Origin of the sequence: Arthrobacter sp. NPDC093125, assembly GCF_044754225.1 — a bacterium.
Classification (GTDB): Bacteria; Actinomycetota; Actinomycetes; order Actinomycetales; family Micrococcaceae; genus Arthrobacter.
In genome coordinates, this window is record NZ_JBIVOQ010000007.1 from 57,819 (window position 1) to 78,074 (window position 20,256).

The 20,256-nt window shown below is 62.2% G+C and carries 14 protein-coding genes and 1 pseudogene; 10 read left to right on the forward strand and 5 right to left on the reverse strand.

The features are described 5' to 3' along the window. Positions 1-51: 51 nt before the first annotated feature. The 8 genes from ACIP9X_RS14365 (at position 52) to ACIP9X_RS14400 (ending at position 11,502) form a co-directional block, all read left to right on the forward strand. A complete protein-coding gene (locus ACIP9X_RS14365; protein WP_400480422.1) occupies positions 52-1,002 on the forward strand; it encodes an aldo/keto reductase in 951 nt (316 codons plus the stop codon). 45 nt (positions 1,003-1,047) lie between these two features. After that, entirely contained in the window at positions 1,048-2,700 is a 1,653-nt protein-coding gene (locus tag ACIP9X_RS14370; RefSeq protein WP_400480423.1) for a GMC family oxidoreductase, read from the forward strand. 36 nt (positions 2,701-2,736) lie between these two features. Next, the gene (locus ACIP9X_RS14375) at positions 2,737-3,450 is read left to right on the forward strand and encodes a gluconate 2-dehydrogenase subunit 3 family protein (RefSeq protein WP_400480424.1); all 714 of its coding nucleotides are present in this window, start codon (positions 2,737-2,739) and stop codon (positions 3,448-3,450) included. Positions 3,451-3,599: 149 nt separating this feature from the next. Further along, complete coding sequence (locus tag ACIP9X_RS14380; protein ID WP_400480533.1) at positions 3,600-4,592, forward strand: LacI family DNA-binding transcriptional regulator; 993 nt, start codon at positions 3,600-3,602, stop codon at positions 4,590-4,592. A gap of 180 nt (positions 4,593-4,772) precedes the next feature. Further along, complete coding sequence (locus ACIP9X_RS14385) at positions 4,773-5,864, forward strand: nitrilase-related carbon-nitrogen hydrolase (RefSeq protein ID WP_400480425.1); 1,092 nt, start codon at positions 4,773-4,775, stop codon at positions 5,862-5,864. A 370-nt stretch (positions 5,865-6,234) separates the two neighbouring features. After that, the gene (locus ACIP9X_RS14390; protein ID WP_400480426.1) at positions 6,235-7,338 is read left to right on the forward strand and encodes a Gfo/Idh/MocA family oxidoreductase; all 1,104 of its coding nucleotides are present in this window, start codon (positions 6,235-6,237) and stop codon (positions 7,336-7,338) included. Positions 7,339-7,640: 302 nt separating this feature from the next. Then, positions 7,641-8,873, forward strand: coding sequence for a saccharopine dehydrogenase family protein (locus ACIP9X_RS14395; RefSeq protein WP_400480427.1), 1,233 nt, complete (start codon positions 7,641-7,643; stop codon positions 8,871-8,873). A 1,327-nt stretch (positions 8,874-10,200) separates the two neighbouring features. Further along, the gene (locus ACIP9X_RS14400) at positions 10,201-11,502 is read left to right on the forward strand and encodes a calcium-binding protein (RefSeq protein ID WP_400480428.1); all 1,302 of its coding nucleotides are present in this window, start codon (positions 10,201-10,203) and stop codon (positions 11,500-11,502) included. A gap of 140 nt (positions 11,503-11,642) precedes the next feature. On the opposite strand, the gene ACIP9X_RS14405 is transcribed toward ACIP9X_RS14400, so the two are convergent. The 4 genes and pseudogenes from ACIP9X_RS14405 to mobC form a co-directional block, all read right to left on the reverse strand. Continuing rightward, positions 11,643-11,846, reverse strand: coding sequence for a cold-shock protein (locus ACIP9X_RS14405; protein ID WP_104046164.1), 204 nt, complete (start codon positions 11,844-11,846; stop codon positions 11,643-11,645). A gap of 263 nt (positions 11,847-12,109) precedes the next feature. Further along, positions 12,110-12,601 (reverse strand): hypothetical protein, encoded by a 492-nt coding sequence (locus ACIP9X_RS14410; RefSeq protein WP_400480429.1) that lies wholly within the window; start codon positions 12,599-12,601, stop codon positions 12,110-12,112. 296 nt (positions 12,602-12,897) lie between these two features. Further along, positions 12,898-14,485 (reverse strand): annotated as a pseudogene (locus ACIP9X_RS14415) (relaxase/mobilization nuclease domain-containing protein). Beyond that, entirely contained in the window at positions 14,485-14,649 is a 165-nt protein-coding gene (gene mobC / locus ACIP9X_RS14420; RefSeq protein ID WP_400480430.1) for a plasmid mobilization relaxosome protein MobC, read from the reverse strand. The pseudogene ACIP9X_RS14415 and the gene mobC overlap by 1 nt, the downstream one beginning before the upstream one ends. A gap of 1,439 nt (positions 14,650-16,088) precedes the next feature. Here mobC and ACIP9X_RS14425 point away from each other — a divergent pair. After that, entirely contained in the window at positions 16,089-16,472 is a 384-nt protein-coding gene (locus ACIP9X_RS14425) for a hypothetical protein (RefSeq protein WP_400480431.1), read from the forward strand. 420 nt (positions 16,473-16,892) lie between these two features. Here the strand turns inward: ACIP9X_RS14425 and ACIP9X_RS14430 are convergent, their stop codons facing one another. Next, entirely contained in the window at positions 16,893-17,144 is a 252-nt protein-coding gene (locus tag ACIP9X_RS14430; RefSeq protein ID WP_400480432.1) for a hypothetical protein, read from the reverse strand. Positions 17,145-17,905: 761 nt separating this feature from the next. On the opposite strand from ACIP9X_RS14430, the gene ACIP9X_RS14435 reads away from it, so the two are divergent. Further along, the gene (locus ACIP9X_RS14435) at positions 17,906-19,870 is read left to right on the forward strand and encodes a hypothetical protein (protein WP_400480433.1); all 1,965 of its coding nucleotides are present in this window, start codon (positions 17,906-17,908) and stop codon (positions 19,868-19,870) included. The last annotated feature ends 386 nt before the right edge of the window (positions 19,871-20,256 follow it).

Genomic DNA, 20,256 nt, shown 5'->3' on the forward strand with positions numbered 1-20,256 from the left:
TTAGCCGCCCATCCACTGCCAAACCCGTTCAGCTTCAGAAAGCAGGAATTCATGTCCATTCGTCCCTTTGGCCGCACCGGCCTGACCGTCTCCGATATCTGTGTCGGCACCAGTGCGCTCGGGAGCTTTCCCGCCCAGTACGGCTACGAAGTCGATGAGGACACCGCCGTCGCCACGATCCACCGCGTCTTCGACGGGCCCTTCACCTTCATCGACACCTCGAACGAGTACGGCGGAGGTGCCAGTGAAGAGCGGATTGGCCGGGCAATCGCCGAGCGCGGCGGCATCCCCGAGGGATACGTCGTCGCCACGAAGGTCGACCCGGTTCCCGGCAGCACCGACTTCTCAGGGGACCGCGTCCGCCGGTCCGTGGAGGAAAGCCTGGAGCGCCTTGGCCTCGATAAACTCCAGCTCGTCTACCTGCACGACCCGGAGAAGATCTCCTTCGAGGAGGGAGTGGCCAAGGGAGGCCCACTCGAAGCCCTCATCGATCTCCGGGACCAGGGCGTTATCCAGCACCTGGGTGTCGCCGGGGGCCCCATCGATCTGGAGCTGCAGTACCTTGCCACGGACGCGTTCGACGCCGTCATCAGCCACAACCGCTACACCCTCGTCGAACAGACCGCCGAGCCGCTCCTGGAGGACGCAGCCCGCCGCGGGGTCGCCTTCGTCAACGCCGCCCCGTTCGGCGGCGGGATGCTCGTCAAGGGACCGCGGGCCGTCCCGCGTTACTGCTACGCACCTGTCGACCAGGCGACCATCGACCGGGTCCTGCGCATGGAAGCGCTGTGCGGGCAGCACGGCGTCCCACTCGCCGCAGCTGCCCTGCAATTCTCGGTACGGGACGAGCGCGTAGCGTCCACCATCGTTGGAATGTCCCGCCCGACCCGGGTCGAGGAGACCCTCCGCCTGCTCAACCACGACATCCCGCAGGAACTCTGGGACCAGCTCCTGCCCCTTGCAAGCGCGGGCCGGAACGGCATTGAAGCCGCGACGGTCTGACCCCGCGGGGCGCGAAGCAGGACTTTACGAAAGGAAACCAAAATAATGACCAGGAAGAAGCAGCCCGAGCCGGTGGACGTCGTCATCGTCGGCGCAGGCGCCGGCGGGGCCACCGCGGCAAAGGTGCTGTCCGAGGCTGGCCTGAAGGTGGTGGGCCTGGAACGGGGCCCATGGCTGAAGCCCGAGCACGCCTCCGGAGACGAGCTGAAGTTCCTCAACAGGAACTTCATCTGGCAGGACCCGAAGGTCAAACCACGGACCTACCGCCCCAACGACAAGGTCGAGGCGGAAATCACCAACTTCTCCGCCACGCCGCAGGTCGTCGGCGGCGGCACCACCCATTGGGGCGGCATGGTTCCACGCATGGCCGAGAGCGATTTCAAGCTGCGCAGCCTGCACGGCGACGTTCCGGGCGCTAGCCTGGTCGACTGGCCAATCTCCTATGACGAACTGGAACCGTACTACACGCGCGTAGAGTGGGAGTTCGGCACGTCCGGCCTGGCGGGGGCTAACAAGTGGGAGGCGTGGCGCAGCCGCGGCTACCCGACCAAACCCTCACCGCTGAGCCAGATCGGCCGGACCTTCTCCACCGCGATGTCCAAGCTCGGCCACAGCACCTTCCCCATGCCCCAGGGCATGGTCACCGAACCCTACCGTGGCCGCCAGCCCTTCAGCGAGAACGGCTTCTGGCAGCAATACCCGGACCCGGGCAGCGGCAAGTCATCGACGCTGATCAGTTTCATTCCTGACGCGGTCGCGACCGGCCGTTACGACCTCCGCTCCGACTCCTACGTCAGCGAGATACTCGTCGGCAAGGACGGCCGCGCCACGGGTGTCCGCTACCAGGACGAGGACGGCGACGAGTTCGTCCAGCACGCGAAAGCCGTGATCGTCTGCGGCGGCGGCATCGAGACCCCACGCCTGCTGCTCATGTCGAAGTCAGGGCTCTTCCCGGACGGCCTAGGCAACGGCAGCGGCATGGTCGGTAAGAACGCGACCTTCCATCAGTACTCATTCTCGGTCGGTTTGTTCGACCGTGAGGTCAGCGACCCGCTGTACGGGTGGGCCGGCCACTACATGAGCCTGTGTTCGTTCGACTTCTACGAAACGGACGAAAGCCGCGGCCACATCCTCGGATCGCTGATCTTCCCGTCGATGATCGGCCACCCCGTGAACTGGAGCTTCCCCGGCCGCCCTACCTGGGGCCAGGCGGCGAAGGACGCAGACCGCGAGTTCTTTAACCACAGCATGAAGATCGGCGTCCTGCTGCACGATCTGCCGGTTGAGGACAACCGCGTCGACCTTGACCCGAATGTCAAGGACGCCTGGGGCCTGCCGGTGGCCCGCATCACCCACACGCCCCACTCCAACGACTTCGCCCAAGAACGCTGGCAGGTCGCCAAAAACGGGGAAATCCTCGAGGCCGCAGGTGCGAAAAAGGTCATTCCGGTCAACATGGAGCGGATCACGGGCAACACCTCTCACGAACTCGGCACCGCACGCATGGGCAACGACCCGGCAACGTCCGTCGTCGACCGCTGGTGCCGCTCACACGAGGTACCAAACCTCTATGTCTTCGACGCAAGTTTCTTCCCGACCGCGACCGGCATCAACCCGGCCCTGACGATCATGGCGAACGCCTGGCGGTGCTCGGACCGGATCCTCCAGGTCGACCGCCACGGCTGGTCCGAAAACTGATCCACACTTCACAGGACACGAAAGGACAGATGCCACATGGGACAGGCTGAATGGGCTACGGTACCCATCTCAACACGGGACGTCGACGGGCCCGTCTTCTTCACCGAGCACGAGTGGAATACGATCGAGGCCGCAACTGCCCGGATCATCCCCACCGACCACCACCCGGGCGCGCGTGAGGCCAATGTCGTGCGCTTCATCGACCGGATGCTGGCGGGAACACAGTTTATCTTCCCGGCTGCGGACGGCAACGGGTTCCTCCGGATGGAGGGCCGGGACGAGGCCGCGTGGCAGGAGCGCATCAAGCAGCGCCGGGAGTTTTACCGCGAGGGCGTCGTGGAGTTGGACCGGTTGGCCAAAGAGCGTGCCGACGTCGAATTCCTCGAACTCCCGGTAGAGGACCAGGACGCGGTGCTCGAGACACTATCGGGTGCGGCGAAGCCAGATGCGTTCTCGCTGGAGCACTCCGAGACCGGTCTTGGGGGCGCGCCGGCAGGCAACCAACCGGTCAACGAGGACTTTCTGGAGTTCTTCCCGCTGCTGGTGCTCAACACCCGTCAGGGGTTTTACGGCGACCCGGTGTACGGAGGCAACGAGAACCGTGTCGGGTGGGGTGTCATCGGCTTCGACGGGCCCCCGTCTCTGGCCTCCACTATGGATGGCAGCTACACGACCCGTAAGTACATGGTGGAGGGGGCGGAGTGGCCGTACGATCAGCATCCCGAAGTCCTGCGGTACCGGCGCCCATGACCGCTGGCGCGCCGACCGGTGTCGCCTTCCGGGGCTCGCCGAGAGGAGCCGGGGATAATGGAACGGTGTCCACGACCCCCGCCCCCTCAGAAGCCCGAAACTCCAACGGGCGCGGGGAGCGGCTGGCCTCCAGGTCAAAGGCTCCCCGGATGTCCGACGTTGCCCGGCTCGCCGGGGTCTCCCAGCAGACGGTGTCACGCGTTGTCAGGGGAGCCACCAACGTGGACCCCGACATCCGTCAACGGGTCGAGCATGCCATCGCACAACTGCGGTACCGGCGAAACCCGGCCGCCGCCGCTCTCGCCAGCAACCGGACCATGACGATCGGCGTTGTCAGCTTCGAACTGTCCGTCCTGGGGCCAACAGTGGCCCTGTACGGTATCTCCGAGGAAGCCAGGCAACATGGCTACGCGACGCGTTTAGTCACGCTGGCCAGCCTTCGTCGGGAAGATATCAGGGCTGCCTTCGAATCCATCAACGCGGACACGGTTGACGGCGTGATCGTGCTCGCGCCCCTGTTGGACGCGATCACGGTGCTCGAGGGCCTCGACATCGGTGTCCCCGTGGTGACCTTCCAGCAAGGATCGCAGCCGAGCCCGACCAGCGTTTCCGTTGACGAAGTACGTGGTGCCCGGATGGTCGTGCGCCACCTGCTGGACCTCGGACACGAAACAGTGTGGCACGTTCAAGGCCCTCCGGGATGGATGGCAACATCCGCCCGCGTCCAGGGATGGGCAGCGGAACTCGGGGCCGCCGGACGCCTCGTTCCGCAGCCGCTCGCAACCTCCGACTGGTCAGCCGCCGAGGGATACCGCGTCGGCCGCGAACTCGCCCAAAAGAAGGACGTCACAGCAGTCTTTGCCGCCAACGACCCCTTCGCGCTGGGAGTAATCAAGGCCATGGACGAGGCCGGACGCGACGTACCGGGCGACGTCAGCGTCGTGGGCTTCGACGACGTCAAAGAAGCACCCTTCTTTCGGCCGGCACTAACGACGGTAAAGCTCGATTTCGAAGCCATCGGCCACATCGCTGTAGGCCGCATCCTGGCCATGATCAAAGAGGAGGCAGAGGGAGACATCCCCCTGCTGGAACCGCGCCTCATACTCCGCGACACCACAGCATCGCCCCGAAGCCAGCGCTAACACGAACCGCGCCGGCTGCCTCCACCCGCACCCAGGGCTGAACCCCCGACCCAGGGACGCAAGGCCCGGCTCCGCTCCCTAAAAAGCGGTGACCCCCAGGTCTTGCAATTTCCTACCTATCCGGAATACCGTGAGTTAGCGCTAACTCAGGTACTCGAAGAAGAGAAAAGAGAGAAAACAATGGTCGATCCATTTGTAGTCGTGGCGGTTTCGCCGCGGACCATCAATGTGAAAAATCCCGGCGACGGCGTAGCCAACGTCAAGCGCATCAACGAATTCATCGATACGGCGGTCATGGTCGGGGCCTGGGAGGGCTCTCCGGTCAAGCTGGTCGTCCTCCCCGAAATGGCAATCCAGGGCATGATCGCCAACACGCCAGGAAACCGGGAGAAGGAGCGCCACTTTGCCGTAACGATCCCCGGGCCGGAGACGGACGAGCTGGCGAAAAAAGCTGTGGAACTTAACACCTACATCGCTGCCGAGCTGTACATGGTGAAGGATGAGGACTTCCCGGACCGACACTTCAATGTCGCCTTCATCATCGATCCGCAGGGCGAAATTATCTACAAGCGTTACAAGGCCACCAGTGATGCCTACGAGGGCGGCATGCTTGGCAACATGAACCCGCACGACGTGTGGGACGAGTGGATTGAAAAGAAGGGCAATGGCAATGCAATGGACGCCATTTTCCCTGTGGCTAAGACCGAGATCGGCAACATCGGGTACGCCATCTGCCACGAGGGTGTCTACCCCGAGGTGGCGCGTGGGCTCGCGATGAACGGCGCCGAGATCATAATCCGGGGCACGCTGATCGAGCCGGCCGTCCAAAACGGCATGTGGGAACTGCAGAACCGTGCACACGCCATGTTCAACTCGGCGTATGTCGTCGCTCCGAACCTGGGGCCCGAAGTCCGTGAGGACGGGAGCATGCAGGACCTGTTCGGCGGTCAGTCCATGATCGTCGGTCCGCGTGGCCAGATCCTGACCAAGCAGCAGGGCTGGACCTCGGGCGACTCGTTCGTCTGCACCACAATCGACATCGAAGCGCTCCGCCGCGCCCGTGTCTCGAACGGCCTGTACAACCAGTTCAAGGACCTGCGCACAGAGCAGTACCGGGTCATCTACGACAACCCGATCTACCCGAAGAACCAGTACCTCGATGCACCACCGAGCGAAGGCTGGCTGGCCCGGGAAGACTCAACACGGGCTGCCAATATCGAAAAGCTCATCGAACGCGGTGTTCTCACGCCGCCCTCCGGCTACAAGGCATAGAGGGGGAATTGGCCGGGGAAGACGTCTCGTGTCCCCCGGCCAATTCCTCGATGGCGGCCATGCCCGTTGGGGACCGAGGCGAGCGGCGCCACGACATGGAAAACAAAGCCTAACGACGACGGTTGCAGTGTTTCAGGATTCCCCAAGCGGCTGCATCGGCCTGGAAGGACCGCGCATTGCTGGCCATTGCCGGCGGCTTCGCCGTCCGGAGCCGGCCGGTCGAAACTGGATCGGGGCAAAAGGGGAGGCGGCTTTGCCTTCCCGGCCCGAACGCTCCAGCTGCAGCACCTGTGTCGCCGGAGACTTTTGTGCCAACCAGCCCGGAGACGTTACTCAACCGTGTTCACCATCCGACCGAAGAGGATGCTCAATGACCCGCCAGCCGCTGACCGGCGAAGACCACGAATCAGAGCCGAAAGGAGCAACAGCAAGCGATAGGCTTCCACTGCGGGCCGCCATTCTCGGCTTTGGGATATCCGGCCGTGTCTTCCACGCCCCGCTCATTCAGGCAGACGATTCTTATGTTCTGGAAGCCATCGTCACTTCAGACCCAGGAAGGACGAAAGCTGCCCGGGCAAGTTACCCGCATGCCCGGATCATTCCCACCCCTGAGCAGCTCTTTGCCAAGGTTGACGAAGGGGAACTGGCCCTGGATGTTGTCGTCATCGGCACACCTCCCCTCAACCACAAACAACTGGCCAAAGCAGCCCTCGAACGAGGCCTCCACGTCGTTGTCGATAAACCGCTCGTCACGTGCTCTGCAGATGCTGAAGCGCTTATCGCCGCGGCGGCTGACGCCGGCCGGTGCCTGACGGTCTTCCAGAACCGCCGATGGGACGGTGACTTCCTTACCCTCAAACAGCTGATTAGCGACGGAAAGCTTGGCAAAGTCCGCACCTTTGAATCCCGCTTCGAATGGTGGATGCCGGGTGGGTTCCGGAACTGGCGCGACACAGCCCTGCTGGCCGAGGGCGGAGGGATACTTCACGACCTCGGCGCCCACCTCATCGACCAGGCCATCCAATTATTTGGCCCGGTCGCGGAAATCTACGGGGAAACCGCCCGATATGACGATCCCAATAAGTCCGACGCAGACCAAGATGCCTTCCTCTCACTTCTGCACCGCTCCGGAACACGATCCCGCCTGTGGATGAACGGTCACGCTGCCCGGCTAGGTCCCCGCTTCCACGTCCTGGGCTCCCAAGCCGCCTACACGAAATGGGGACTTGACGGACAGGAAAAGGCGCTGGGGGAGGGCGTGCTTCCGACCGATTCTGAATACGGCGTTGAACCTCGGGAAAGGTGGGGGAAATTAGGCGTTCCGGGATCCTTTCGCGATGAGCCGACCCGCCGAGGCGACTATCCGCAGTTCTACGCGCAGCTGGCGCTTGCCTTGCAGACGGGAAGCGCTCCACCTGTTGATCCCAGCGACGCCGTTGAGGTCCTCAAAATCATCGAGCAAGCTCGCCGATAATGGATCTTCCGTCAACCGGCGTTGGTGGGGCAAACACGTGCTTGCTGATCACGCGGCCGGAACTGGTGGCGACTGCATTCCGTCCATGGCTGGGGTCAATTTAGGTTATCCACGGCTGGAGTAGGAGCCGTCGAGGTAGCTCCTTGGTAGCAGTAGCGGTGGATAACCTACGAGAATTGTCCCCGGCTGTGGGCGGGCGGACCGGACTTCTCGTTCGAACGTAAATCAGTTCCGGTTGTTCCGATGACCAAGGCATGGAGCCGTGTGTCAGCTTGGAGTTGCCGCTGTGAAAGGCTGCAGTTATGGACAATTCATATCGGGAACATGACCTCGTTCTCTACGGAGCGACGGGTTTCGTTGGCGGTCTGATCGCCGTCTACATCGCGGAGCATGCACCGGCCGGTATGCGAGTCGGACTCGCGGGCCGGTCGAGGTCCAGACTCGGGGCGGTTCGGTCGCAGTTGCCGGTCGCGGCGCAAGGATGGGCCCTCATCGAGGCCGACTCGGAGGACGCGGACTCGATCGCCGCCCTGGCTGCGGGCACGCACGTGCTCTTCACTGCCGTCGGTCCGTACGCGAAACACGGACTACCTGTCGTCGACGCCTGCGCACGGGCCGGTACCCACTACGCCGACCTCGCCGGTGAGGTGTCCTTCATCCGGGAGGCGATCGATCGCTACGACGCTCGGGCCAGGACGAGCGGGGCCCGGATCGTGCACTCGTGCGGCTACGATTCCGTGCCGTCCGACCTCGCGGTACTGCTGCTTCATCAGGCGGCAGAAGCCGATGGCGCTGGCGGTTTGGTCGAGGTCCAACTCGTTGCTAGGGCCAAGGGTGGCATCAGCGGTGGCACGCTCGAATCGATGCGCGGGCAGCTCGACGCGATGCGATCGAGCACCGCCCTGAGGTCATTGGCCGCGGACCCCTACGCTCTGAGCCCCGACCCCGCAAGGGAGCCGACGACACAACAGCCTCCTGACGCCGGTCCTGTGCGGCGTTCCGATGACGGCACCTGGACCGTGCCTTTCATCATGGCCGCGGTCAACACTCGGATAGTGCGCCGCAGCAACGCCTTGCAGGGCTGGGCCTACGGCCGCTCCCTTCAGTACGGCGAGGTGATGGGGGTGGCCCCCGGACCGGCAGGAGCGGTCATCGCCAGGGCAATGGCACTTGGGCTGAGGGCATTCACGGGCGCGATGGCGTTCCCGCCGACCCGGGGGGTGCTCGACCGCTGTCTTCCGGCACCAGGTGCGGGTCCGAGCGCCAGCACGCAGCGCGCGGGCTGGTTCCACTCCCAGGTAACCGCCCGCACCGAGGACGGGCACCGATACCAGGCGATTGCTGCTGGCCCCGGTGACCCCGGCTATGCCGCCACCGCCGTGATGGCAGGCGAGACTGCACTCGCTCTTGCCCTCGACGGTGACCGGCTGCCGACCGCGAAAGGGTCGCTGACACCGGCCACTGCACTCGGCAACGTGCTCATACAGCGACTCCGTGCGGCCGGCCACACTTACGAGGTAACCAGACTCGCCTGAACCCAGGTCCTGCAGGTCAGCTGATAACGGGACAATCATTGACTGGACCAGTCCGACTAGCGGTCCAATGCGATTTCCCCGAGGGAGTATGCCAGGTCATCTAATGATCCCGACCAGCGATGCGTTCCAAATCGGCTTTAAAGGGGCGGGTTCACGGTCTCGGGCGTGTTCGCCGGGTCGCGGATCGCCGATCGCGTCGATACCGGAGTCCGCAGCCAGTGGCGCGAACCAGCCGTTCCAATCGGTGGTTTCCGGCCGGAAGTGGAAAATAGCTCGAGGGTCTTTTCACCGGCTTCGTCCGTTAGAAGTGGCTCGAGCCTTCACGCCTGAGTCCAAACCAGCACTCTGCTCCAGGTCCGGAGAGCCCAATACGCAGCCTCTCCCCTGCCCATTTTCAAGCGCCGATAACCGTGATTATGTCAACTAGTTGCCTTAGGCTACAGAATTCTGCCTTTCAAAGCCAATACCTGCCCTAGCTTTGGTCCTGGAGCAGAACCAGCACATCGGCCCCCAGCGTCGCCGCCCGCGGGTCGAAGTAAGGAACGCTTTCTTTTGTGGAGACCCTGACCTCGTCAACCCACTTGTTCAGCGGGCCGACCACGCCTTCATATCTGATGTGGTGCCTGTGCTGGAGGACGTTGGGAAGATGATGCCGACTGAGCAACGTTCCCGCGTTGAACGCATGCTTGTTCCATATAACTGTGGATCTGTCCCGCACTCTGCCTGCCGTTCCCTTTGAATCAGTAGCTTGCTTGGCCTATGGGTGTCAGCGTATCTGATTCACTGCCGACACGTACCGGCCTTGCGCCTTTCCGGAAGTGCTGCCAGCCAAATTGGAGCGGCGATAGATACGGCGTGGCAAAGAGCACCTCACACGGTGAGGGAAGCGTGAACGCTACGGCTGTGCCATGGCAAGCCCCCCGAGCCTATGTGTAGCTCAGCGATTCAACTGGTTCGTATGCGGAACAGAGCCTCAGGACTCCTGGTGGGGCCAGCTACGTCCGTCCAACCGGGGCCAAAAAGGTCAGTGCGCACCCCGGCTCCCCTGCGTCGTTCCCTTCCGGCTAAGGGACGCCTCTTCGGTCATCAGCGGCCGTTCAAATCGATGTTGAATCTGACTGGTTTTGAAGCGCAGAATAAACGCGAGATCGACCTTACGCGTCGAAGTCTCACCGCCGAGGGCAGTGCGGTGCTCAACAATTCGGCCACTCTGCCGGTCTTCTTATGCATAGCACCGCGTACGGGCAAAACACGAAGATCCTGGACTTAGCGGGGAAGTCCCGTGAAGAAATTACAGGCCATGAGGCTCACGCCAGGGAAGTGAACTATGAACACCTCAGCATCCCGGACAGACTCCTATTCAAAGCCACCGAAAACCCCCGCCAGGACGCTTTTGGGCCGGCTCGTCGCGGCCGGCACGCTCGTCTGCGCGTGGACACTGGCTGGGCCCGCACCTGCCCAAGCAACAACCACTGCCGGAAGGCAGGGTGATGTCATCACCGTTACAGCAGGCAACGTGGGAAACAACATCAATATACGTAGGGCCGGGGATGTGTACGAGATATGGGATCACGTCGACGTCCACCAAACCCTACCCGGCTGTGTACGCTCCGGCCCCTACATGCACTGCCCCGCTGAGGGAGTTTTAAAGATCCTCGTGAGGACCGAGGGCGGAGATGACAAGCTGTATATCAACTTAAACGTTGATACCCGTGTTGAGGCCTACGGAGGCGACGGTAACGACCGGCTCGAATGCGAGGGAATCGGGACCAGTAGTTGCCATGGCATGGCCGGGAACGACACGGTTATTGGTTCGGCGGGCACCGATGCAATAGGTGGCGGACCCGGCGACGACCGACTGTTTGGGCGTGCCGCGATTGACGACATCAACGGAGGACCCGGAGCTGACAGGGTAAACGGTGAAGGAGGTAACGACCGTTTGAACGGCGGCCCCGGAGTCGACTCGGTTGACGGGGGAGGAGGCAATGACCTGATATACGGGGGCCCCGACGGGGATTATTTAAACGGGGGCATTGGCACAAACATCCTCAACGGCGAGGATGGTAACGACACATTTGGGCCGAATCCTGGTGAGGCAGGGGAGACATCGGCAAACGGCGGTGCCGGCAACGACACCTTCTACCCTTGGAGCCTTGCGGAGAGCAGTCACACTCTTGTCATGAGCGGCGGCCCTGGGTTTGACGCTGTCTCTTATCTCTATTCCGCAGGCCCTGTGCGTGCTGACCTCGATGGCGTTCGGGACGACGGGCTTGATAAGCCTGGACCAAAAGACAACATCCTCCCCGACGTTGAGCGTATCGATGGCGGACCGTTTGACAACATACTCACCGGAAACGACTCCGATAACGTACTGAACGGATCATCCGGGGGAGATGACATCCTTCTGGGCCTCGGAGGTAGCGACACCTTAACAGGCAGCTATGGCGACGACGTCATCGTTGGCGGCGGCGGGTGGGATCGAATGAGGGGAAATCAAGGGGACGACCGGCTGGATGCGAGAGACTCCCCTCCCCCGGTATGGGCCGACCTCGTCGACGGCGGGCAAGGGACGGATACCTGCTACCTCGATCCCCCAGACATTAGGCAGGGTTGCGACGTATTTCCCTAAGCCCCGTTGAGCACCGCAGAGGCCCTTTGCGTGTCAAGGGACTCCCCCGCCGAGTTGTGGTCATGCCGCTGTGGGGCACGGGGCTGGGTGAAAACAGAGAAGCTGGCCGGCTGCAAACCGGCCAGCTTCCTGAGAACCACTTAGAGCGGCTGGATGTTCTCCGCCTGAGGACCCTTAGGGCCCTGGGTGACGTCGAACTGCACCTTCTGGTTCTCGTCCAGGGAGCGGTAACCGCTGGATGCGATTGCTGAAAAGTGTGCGAACACGTCAGCGCTTCCGTCGTCGGGGGCGATGAATCCGAAGCCCTTTTCGGCGTTGAACCACTTGACCGTACCTGTTGCCATGCTTTTTTCCTTCACGGGTCGCGGGCCGGATCCGCTTGTCGGGTTGCCGTCCCCGCCACTCACATGTTGAGCGTATGTGTCAGTGCGGGTGCGGGCAACAGATCGTTCAAAACGCGGAACCTATAGATGAAGCGGTCTGCCCCAACCGCCCATGGGGCCGGCTGCTCCGGCGGTTCTGGACTCAGCGGCCTCTAGGGAGATGATCCCAGCGACTAGTCATCCTCCAGAGCGTCCAACCCGGCAGGCATCGACTGGGCTCCGAACTAGCGGCTCCGTCCCTTCTGTGCCTGTTTGTTGGCTTCAGGAGTTGCGCGGGTTTTCCGGGCCTTCGGAGCATTAGTGTGTCTCGTAGAGACGGCTGCTGCCGGCGGAGTGACCTGGTCCCGGTCCGCGATGAGTCTGGCCTGAACGGCTTCGCTGTCCCCGATGTGGTCAAGGCTTTTTGCCAGGGCCGCTCGGCGTTCCTCGGAATCGTAAGCCGCGCTTGCTTCTTCGGTCAGCTGCTCGGGACGTGAGTTGTCAGCTTCCACGTTTTGGCGGCGACCTTTGTCTTCCCGTTCGGCTTCGGCGAGTAGTTGGGCGGCCTCGACGTTTACGCTGGAGGCTGCCGTGCGTTCTTCCTGCGCCTGGGTTTTTGCACGTTCTGCCTCGTTCAGTGTTGCGGCGGCACTGGCACCCGTTCCAAGAGTTGTAACGTTGATCCCGTAGCGTTGCTGTACCTGTTCTTGGATGGCCTCAGCTGCTGACTGGGCCATGGGGTCCTGGCCCTTCCATGCGGTGGCGGTTTGGTGGACGCGGACGATGTCTTCGGCTTTGGCGCTGTCCCACCAGCGGGCGTCCAGTGCTGGGGCGAGCTGCGCTCTGGCGGCTGCGCGTTCGCCCTCGAGGCGGGCACGTAGTTCGCGGCCCTGTTGTTCTTCTGCAGCCTGGGGACGCGGAGGCGTTGCTCCCGGGCGCGGGCCAGTTCTTCGCCGATGCGTCCTGCAGCGGTCAGGCCCGTGCGGAGCATTGTTTCTACAACTTCGTCCAGTCCGTCTGATTCGCTCATCCTCTACCTTCCTGGTGCTATCGCGCGATGTCCGGGGCGGTCGGGTCCGTTCCGGGTGCTTGTGGTGGTTCGTGTTCGTTCGTATTTGGGCGGCAGGACCGATCCAGGTTTGGACACCGGTGCCAGTCCCTCGCGTGCGCGACGCACCGCGGCCAGTTCGGCGTCCACCGCAGAAACTTGCGGGTTAGACGTTCCTGACTTGTCCGGGACGGGCGGAAGGGACTGGGCGACTGCCAGCAACTGGCTACGGATCATGGCGTTGATCTGCCGCGACCGGCGCAGGTCGTTGTTCGCTTGGTGCATGTCGTGGATGGCTTTGGAGACGTTGAGCAGCTGCCGGAGCAGGATCGCCTGCGCTGCAGTTCCTGATCCCTTGATTGCGGCCATCAGCAGCAGGACGCTCCCCGGGCAGAGGGCCCCACGGTCTTGACGGGTTTGACCGGGTACTTGCGTAGCTGGGCTGACTTGGACAGTTCTGTTGCGGCCGCGGCCAGCGGTCCGGGCATGGTTTCGGTGGCGGTGGACCACGCGGCGAAAGCACCTGCGGTTTCCCGTGCGACGTGCGCCCAGGTGGCGTGGTCATCCAGGGGAACCGCGCGCAGGGTGTCCCGCAGCCGGGCTACCTCGTTGCTGTAATACTCCCACTGCTGGGGGTCCGGTTCATGTGCCTCACGCCCGACGGTGACGGGGCGCCGGCCGCGTGCAGCTGCTCCCCATTCGGCAACGGCTTCGCCAGCTGACTGGGGCGTGTCCTGCCACTCACCACGCAGCTTCGGCAGTGCCAGGTCCTTGGCGAGGTGACCGCCACCGGACCAGACATGCCGGACGCCTTTCGGGGGACGTTCGGCAACGCTGTAACCCACCACAACATCATCGCGTCCGGACACGTAACGGGGTTTGATGAGGGCACCGGTTCGGCGGATTCTGCGAACGAACTCTGCTTCATCCTTGGCAGACGTGGCGCATGCCCGAACCTTGCGTTCCAGTGACCGGCGTTCCGGTTCGGGAGCGCCGCGCCGTTCGGACGCTTCGCGCTCTCCGGGCCGCAGACCTCGCGTGGAGTGGGTGGGTGAAAGTTCCTCCAGGCCATACTTTTTTCCAGTTCCCGTGCCACCTTTTGGGCCCGGGGAAAGTCCCGCCAGCTATCCCACTTGGTACCGTCCTCGCGGACCATGGACGCGGCAATGTGGACGTGATCGTTTCCGGCTTTACTGTGCCCGTGACGGATTGCCACCCACTGGGCAGGTGCCCGACCGCTGGCTTCGGTGAATCCCATCTCGTCCATGAAATCCTGGGCGATCTCGCCCCACTTCTGGTCCGTCAGGTCACCTTCTTCTGCACGCAGCGAAAGCGAGCAGTGCCAGACATGGCCACCGACAACCTCAACACCGAGGACCGCTCGTGCCTGATCGAGTTCACGGGCGATCGCCTGAGCGGCGGAGGAGCTGAGTTCGTCGTCGTTGTGCCACGCCATGATGGACGGCGACCCGGCAACGATGTGCGAATCGGTGTGTTCGTTAGCCCTTCCCGGGCCGGCAAGGTATGCGATCAGGCCCTGCATGCGGGTGCCCTTGGTGATGTTGGGAATCATCAGCGCACCCTCGCATCGAGCATCGCGTTGATGCGGTCTGCGATTGCCCGGACACGGGTCAGCATCACACGCGCGGCTTCCGGGAATTCGTCGGTTGCGTTGGCGTGACGGGCCAGCTGGTTGACGTTGTTCGACAACGCAGCCAAGTACCGGCGTGCTGCCATAACAATCAACCGGACCGCGCTTACAGCGGCCTAAGACCCCGAGTCAAAAAAGTCGAGGAGTCCCCTTGATGGGCTGAGGTCGCTAAGACATTCTTGTTTATGATCAAGTTGTGTCGCAGAGCTGAACTAGGGCGAGAATCGGAATGACTCTCGCCCTAGCCCATTTTTACGTCTGGCCAGTATGAGCTGGGAGAATTGGCCTCAGAACTTAGGGTTCATAGTAGGGGCCAGTATTACCACATACCGTGTTCGTGGGAGAAGAATTACCGATATCGTTGAATGCTACCACGTAAAAGCAGTAATTTGTATTAGGAAGCGTGTCATACCATCCAATACGCACGTCGGTAAAAGTATGGGTGGGGGCGTTGTAAACTTTCGCAAACCACTGTCCAGCACCATTCACTTGGTAATATAGCCGATATTTTAATTCCCAACTAGCCGACCGCTCAAATGTAAGTCCCGCGCTATACCAATTGAGGGAGAGTCTGAGGTTTTTAGGATTCGATGGCCTAAAGCCCGCGCAAACTTGTGGAGAGTATGTCTTCCCGGCTGCATTTTGGGCGGCAACTCGATAGCAAAAATACTTTCCTGTCGGGAGGCCATTAAAGCTTGTCAAATAACGCTTACCCGTTGTCGTAGTCGAGGTGCTAAGTACTTTCGAAAACTGTGTCCATGTTTGTCCCGTCGCAGTGCGGTACTCAACCGTGAAAGAAGATTCATTCGTAGAGGCATCAGACCACGAAATATCGTCCGCATTGGAGAATGTTCTATTAGCTGTCACATTAACTGGGGCGGCGGGCGATGACGCCGCAGCAGCAGGGTAAATGGGAAGCAAGGCAAGAACGCTACCTAAGATCACTCCTGTCGTCCTGTAAGGGCGCCTACAGTCTTTTTTCTCACTGTTTTGTCCTGACTCTAGTCTTGCTGGCATAGCGGACGCTTTGGCATGACTTCTTTGGTTTATTATTTCCAACACTCGGTGCCACATGATGCTTTTCCTTTCGGATTTCATGTATCGGGTTAAATTTCTGGGTTGGTAAATTGTTATGGAATCTTGAACCCCGCCTGCATCACAGATGTAGTTAACGTAAGTTCAACGCTTCGTTTCTTGATTACTCCGTATTCTCGGTTGCTCGGCGTTTCTCAATAGTGCTTCTTCTCGATAGTTCGTGGTGCCCGACGGGCTAGCGCCAGGTCAATGGTTTGGTGTGGTTAGCCTGTAGACCGGCCAGTGCGCGGGCCCGGCGGTGGCGGCTACAGAGCCGCGGCGGTGGCAAGGATCAGAACTGCCGGTTTGTGGTCTCTAGGATGATCGTCTCCTTGGGTGTTCTTGATTGTTGATTCAAGAATGGTGCAGGGGCCTTAATTGATTCTTAAGCGGTGCTGGCGCCGGTGAGCTTCTCAAGGGGTGGTGTAGCGGCGTCACAGGGTGCGGGACCGTGTTTGCGCGTCTGGGCGTTTCCCAGCCAGGCAAAACTGACTCCCTCGTTGCCGCCTTCATGGTCGACCTAGAAAACTGGCGGGTCGATGCGTCCACCTCCGCGCTAGCGCTTGCGCGTGATGTCGGATCGGTTGCCAAGACGGTCAAGATAACGGTGCCCGAGCTCCTCGCAGAAGGCCGCAAGGACGTCGTGCAGTTCGAGTGCGACCTCGATGAGCTTGGTCGCATCTGCGACCTGGCAGTGAAGATCACCGCAACCGACGTGGCTGCTCCTCCGCTGACCGTCATGCGGGAAGCTGGCCGGCTTGAGCATTTTCCCCCGCCGCTGCTGTCCGTTCTTCCTGGGCCTGGGCCTGGGCCTTTGCCCGTGCCGCTTCATTGAGTGCGGCTGCACCATCCCCACCTGTTCCCAGGGCGTCAACGTCGATCCCGTAGCGCTGCTGTACCTGTTCGCGGATAGCGTCCGCTGCTGAGCGGGTCATGGGGTCCTGGCTCTTCCATGCTGTGGCGTTTGGTGGACGCGGACGATGTCTTCGGTTTTGGCGTTGTCCCACCAGCGGGATCCAGCGCGGGTGCGAGCTGTGCCCGTGCGGCTGCGGGTTCGCCCTCGAGACGGGCACGCAAGTCTCGGCCCTGTTGTTCTTCTGCAGCCTGGGCGACGCGGAAGCGTTGTTCCCGGGCACGGGCCAGTTCTTCACCGATGCGCCCGGCTGCGGTCAGGCCCGTGCAGAGCATCGCTTTTCTCATCCAGGCGTGATGGTCCAATCCCCTGTTGACTTAACCTGGACGTAGCCCGGAAGCGTCAGCCTCGCTGTCCCTCATTGACTGCCAGCTCGGCCCTGCTGCCACCGTATCCGCAGACCACAAAGTTGCCTGCCCCGGTGTTTGTTATCGCGGCTTTGTCCGTCTTTGCCTCGATGTACACGACGCCATCACCGCTGCCTTGGGCCACTCCATCCGATCGTTTCAGGCGTGCACCAACGCGACCGATCAGTGCAGCCGCCCGACTCCACAGCTCGGTCAGGTCGGCCCAGCCCGGTGAATTAAGGATCATTTAAGCCCCGCGCGCGACTCTTAGAGCATCAGATACACACCAGCCGGTCACAACGGATCCGAAAGCACCACCGTTCCCACCGGCCCTATTCGATCTAGAGGGGATCCTGATCATGAAGGGGATAGAAGCAACCAGGATCCACAACAGTCAGCGCATTCATGCACTGGCGAACAACGCCGGGCCCGTGGCAGCACAGGACTTAAAGCCCTCCACACTGACTGACCGCCAGATGTGGGGTCAGGAAATTTGGCAGGACTGCTCGGATTGACAGTCATAACAGTCTTAGGCCTCGGGGCGCGTGGCAGTGAGGTTGCCAGCCCATGCCCGGATTACCGCAAATGCCCCGGCCGAACTGAACGGGGCGGACGCGACCGAGGTTCAGCCTGCTGACCCCGCAAAATTCGTCTTCGGGTCCCCCGGAACTCTGGATATTCCGGCGAACCAACGTTCCGTTAACTGCCCGCTAGAAGGCTTCGTGCCGTGCGGGGGGGTCGCGGCGCACGATCTACACAGAGGTCAGACGCTTGCCGAGACGCCTGACAAGAATCGAAGGGACAGAAATCATGAAGAAACCATCACCTCGGGAAACAGAGAGCCCACGGGATAAATCAGGGGCAAGTCCAAACACCCTCTACCGGATGCACCGTTTCAAGGGCCGCGGAACGCGACATGTGCGCATAGCCGCCCTCGCCAATGCAGCCTTTCTGTCGGTCGGGGTTCCTGGTACCCGACGGTCCGGAGGCGGCACATCGAGGTACGTCATGAAACGCCCCGCATTGCTGGCTGCGCTTTTTCTCATAGCCCCTCTCATCCTTGCCGCGCCTGCCTCAGCAGCCCGACTGGTCGGCGCCGCCGGAGAAGTCGGGGTCGGGTCGGTCAGCGATGAGGCAACCTGCGCCAACTCGATCCCAATACCTTTCGGCAGTGCAGGCGAAGGCTCCGCTATGGACGCGGATCGCGCCTCGGGCGCGGTAGAGGCAACTATCACCGCGTCCGGGACGTTCTTCGCCACCAGCTGCGTCGGTCAGAACACGTCCGGGTATCTGAAGTTGAACAACTGGGCGTATTCAGGACAGACATTCCAGGTCCAAGTCGCAACGAACCCCCAGGGGATGGCCGCCATCTCCGCATTTCCTAACGGGCCGTTCGTCGACCCGTTCTCGACGCAGATAACGGTGGACAGCAACGGCATCGGGCGCAGTGACACTTTCTATGTGAGGGGTCTCGCAGCTGGGCACACCATCGTTTCCTCCTGCAGTCCTTCCATCGGGTGCTTCAACTCACCAGGTCCGATGGACCTCACAGTCACCGATCTCTCCGCGGTGGACTGGGTCAACGACGGCCGAATCCTTACCAACCCTTCGTCTGGCGGAGGCAAGAAGATCTTCGCCGACAAGGACAATCCCACGTCCCCTAGTGGCCGTGAGGTTCAGGTCGAAGCTACGGCGTCACCTGGCGACACCGTGTACTTCAAAGCCTTCGACGTCGACGACCCGTCAAGCGACGCAGCGCCCATCGACGCCAACGGAGCACTCGGTGATGACAACCGCGGCACGCCGAAGGCTGGAACACTCAGCGGCGGATCCGCGGTCGCCGATTCAACCGGGCATGCGCTGGTGACGCTGCAACTTCCAGCTCATCCCGGCGACAACGTACGAGTGGCAGCCGCCTGCTCCCTGGAGTACCTGAACGGTCTGCGGGTCTCCGGCACCAGCATCGTCGACTCAACGGGGACCGCGCTTCCGACCGATGGTGCCAAGGTCACCGAAATGCTGACCGTGTGGCGCCGCGTGCACATTGAACGCGACGACATGACTGCGGTCACCGGGAATCAGACCTTCGGCACGATTACCATGATCGATGCCACCCGCAAGAAGCTGACGATAGGCGCGCTGCACAGCAGCGCCGGCGTCGCGCTCGCGAACCTGGAGGCGGGTCAGTACCAGCGGGGGCTGCTCACGCTCCCGGCCACGGCCACCGCGCCCGCCGTGTCGGCGGCTGTGTCGACCAACGGCAGGACCGTGGTGACGTTGTCCACAGCTTTGCCGGTCGGGACGTCCGCCGCCGGGAGGCCGTTCACGCTGGTCGATGACGACGACTACACAAGCAGCGGGACACTCACGGGAGACGAGGGTCGCGCCGTCTCCGCCATCGCGGGCCTGTACTCCTTGCTGCAGGACAGTGACGACCCGGTGCGCAACGTCTATGCGCCGTCCTATATTCAGCCGGTCTACGACGGTGGGGGCGGGGCGAACGACGCCACCGCGCCGTTCCGGCTCAACGTGCCCGCCGGAGTGGTGAACTCTCAACCGCAGATCAATGGGTCGCGCGGATCGACCGCAGCAGACAGCAGTGAGTACTGGGTGGCGTACTTCCAGCATGCCTACCAGGGCGATACCTCTGCGGACGACGACCCCCTCAGTGACGATTCGACGTGGGGCGTCACGCCCTACGACGGCGCGGCAGCCAGCAGCGTTGTCTCGGAGGCAACCGTGCCTGCCGGGGGTGACGGCAGCCTCTTGTACATGGAGACGCTCCGCGAAGGTGGAAACGTAACGCCGATAGTCATCCAAACGCTGGCGCCACATGAGTTGGGCCACCAATTCGGACTCGACCACTCCCCGAGAAGGGCCGTCGGGCTGATGATGGACACCGGGATGGCGAAAAGCTTCCTACCGGCCGAACTGAATGCGCTCAGGTGGCGGGTGAATAGCCCGGGTCAGTGAGGGTCGCCGCTAACGACAACAGGGTGCTGGCAGCCACAATGGACTGTTGGCATCCCCGGTTCGGGGGATTCGAGCACGCCGTGCTCACGAGGTGACTCCACTCTGCTGGCCAACCCGTACCTGCTGCGCGAAGCCGATTTGGGCGACGACGTCGACTACCCAGTCGCACTGTCGACCGTGGATGCGGGCATGTTTCCCGACGACACCATCGTGGCCGCCCACCCGCTGCCCGCGACCACCCCTGCGTTCGCGACCAGCAATGACCCGCGACGCGTCCGTGCGGGCCGAGCTGGTCCGATTACGTAGGGAGAACGTCGAGCTGCGGATGCAGCGTGATGTCCTCAAGCGTTCGGTGGCCCTCTGGGTAAGACGCGATGGGCCGGTAG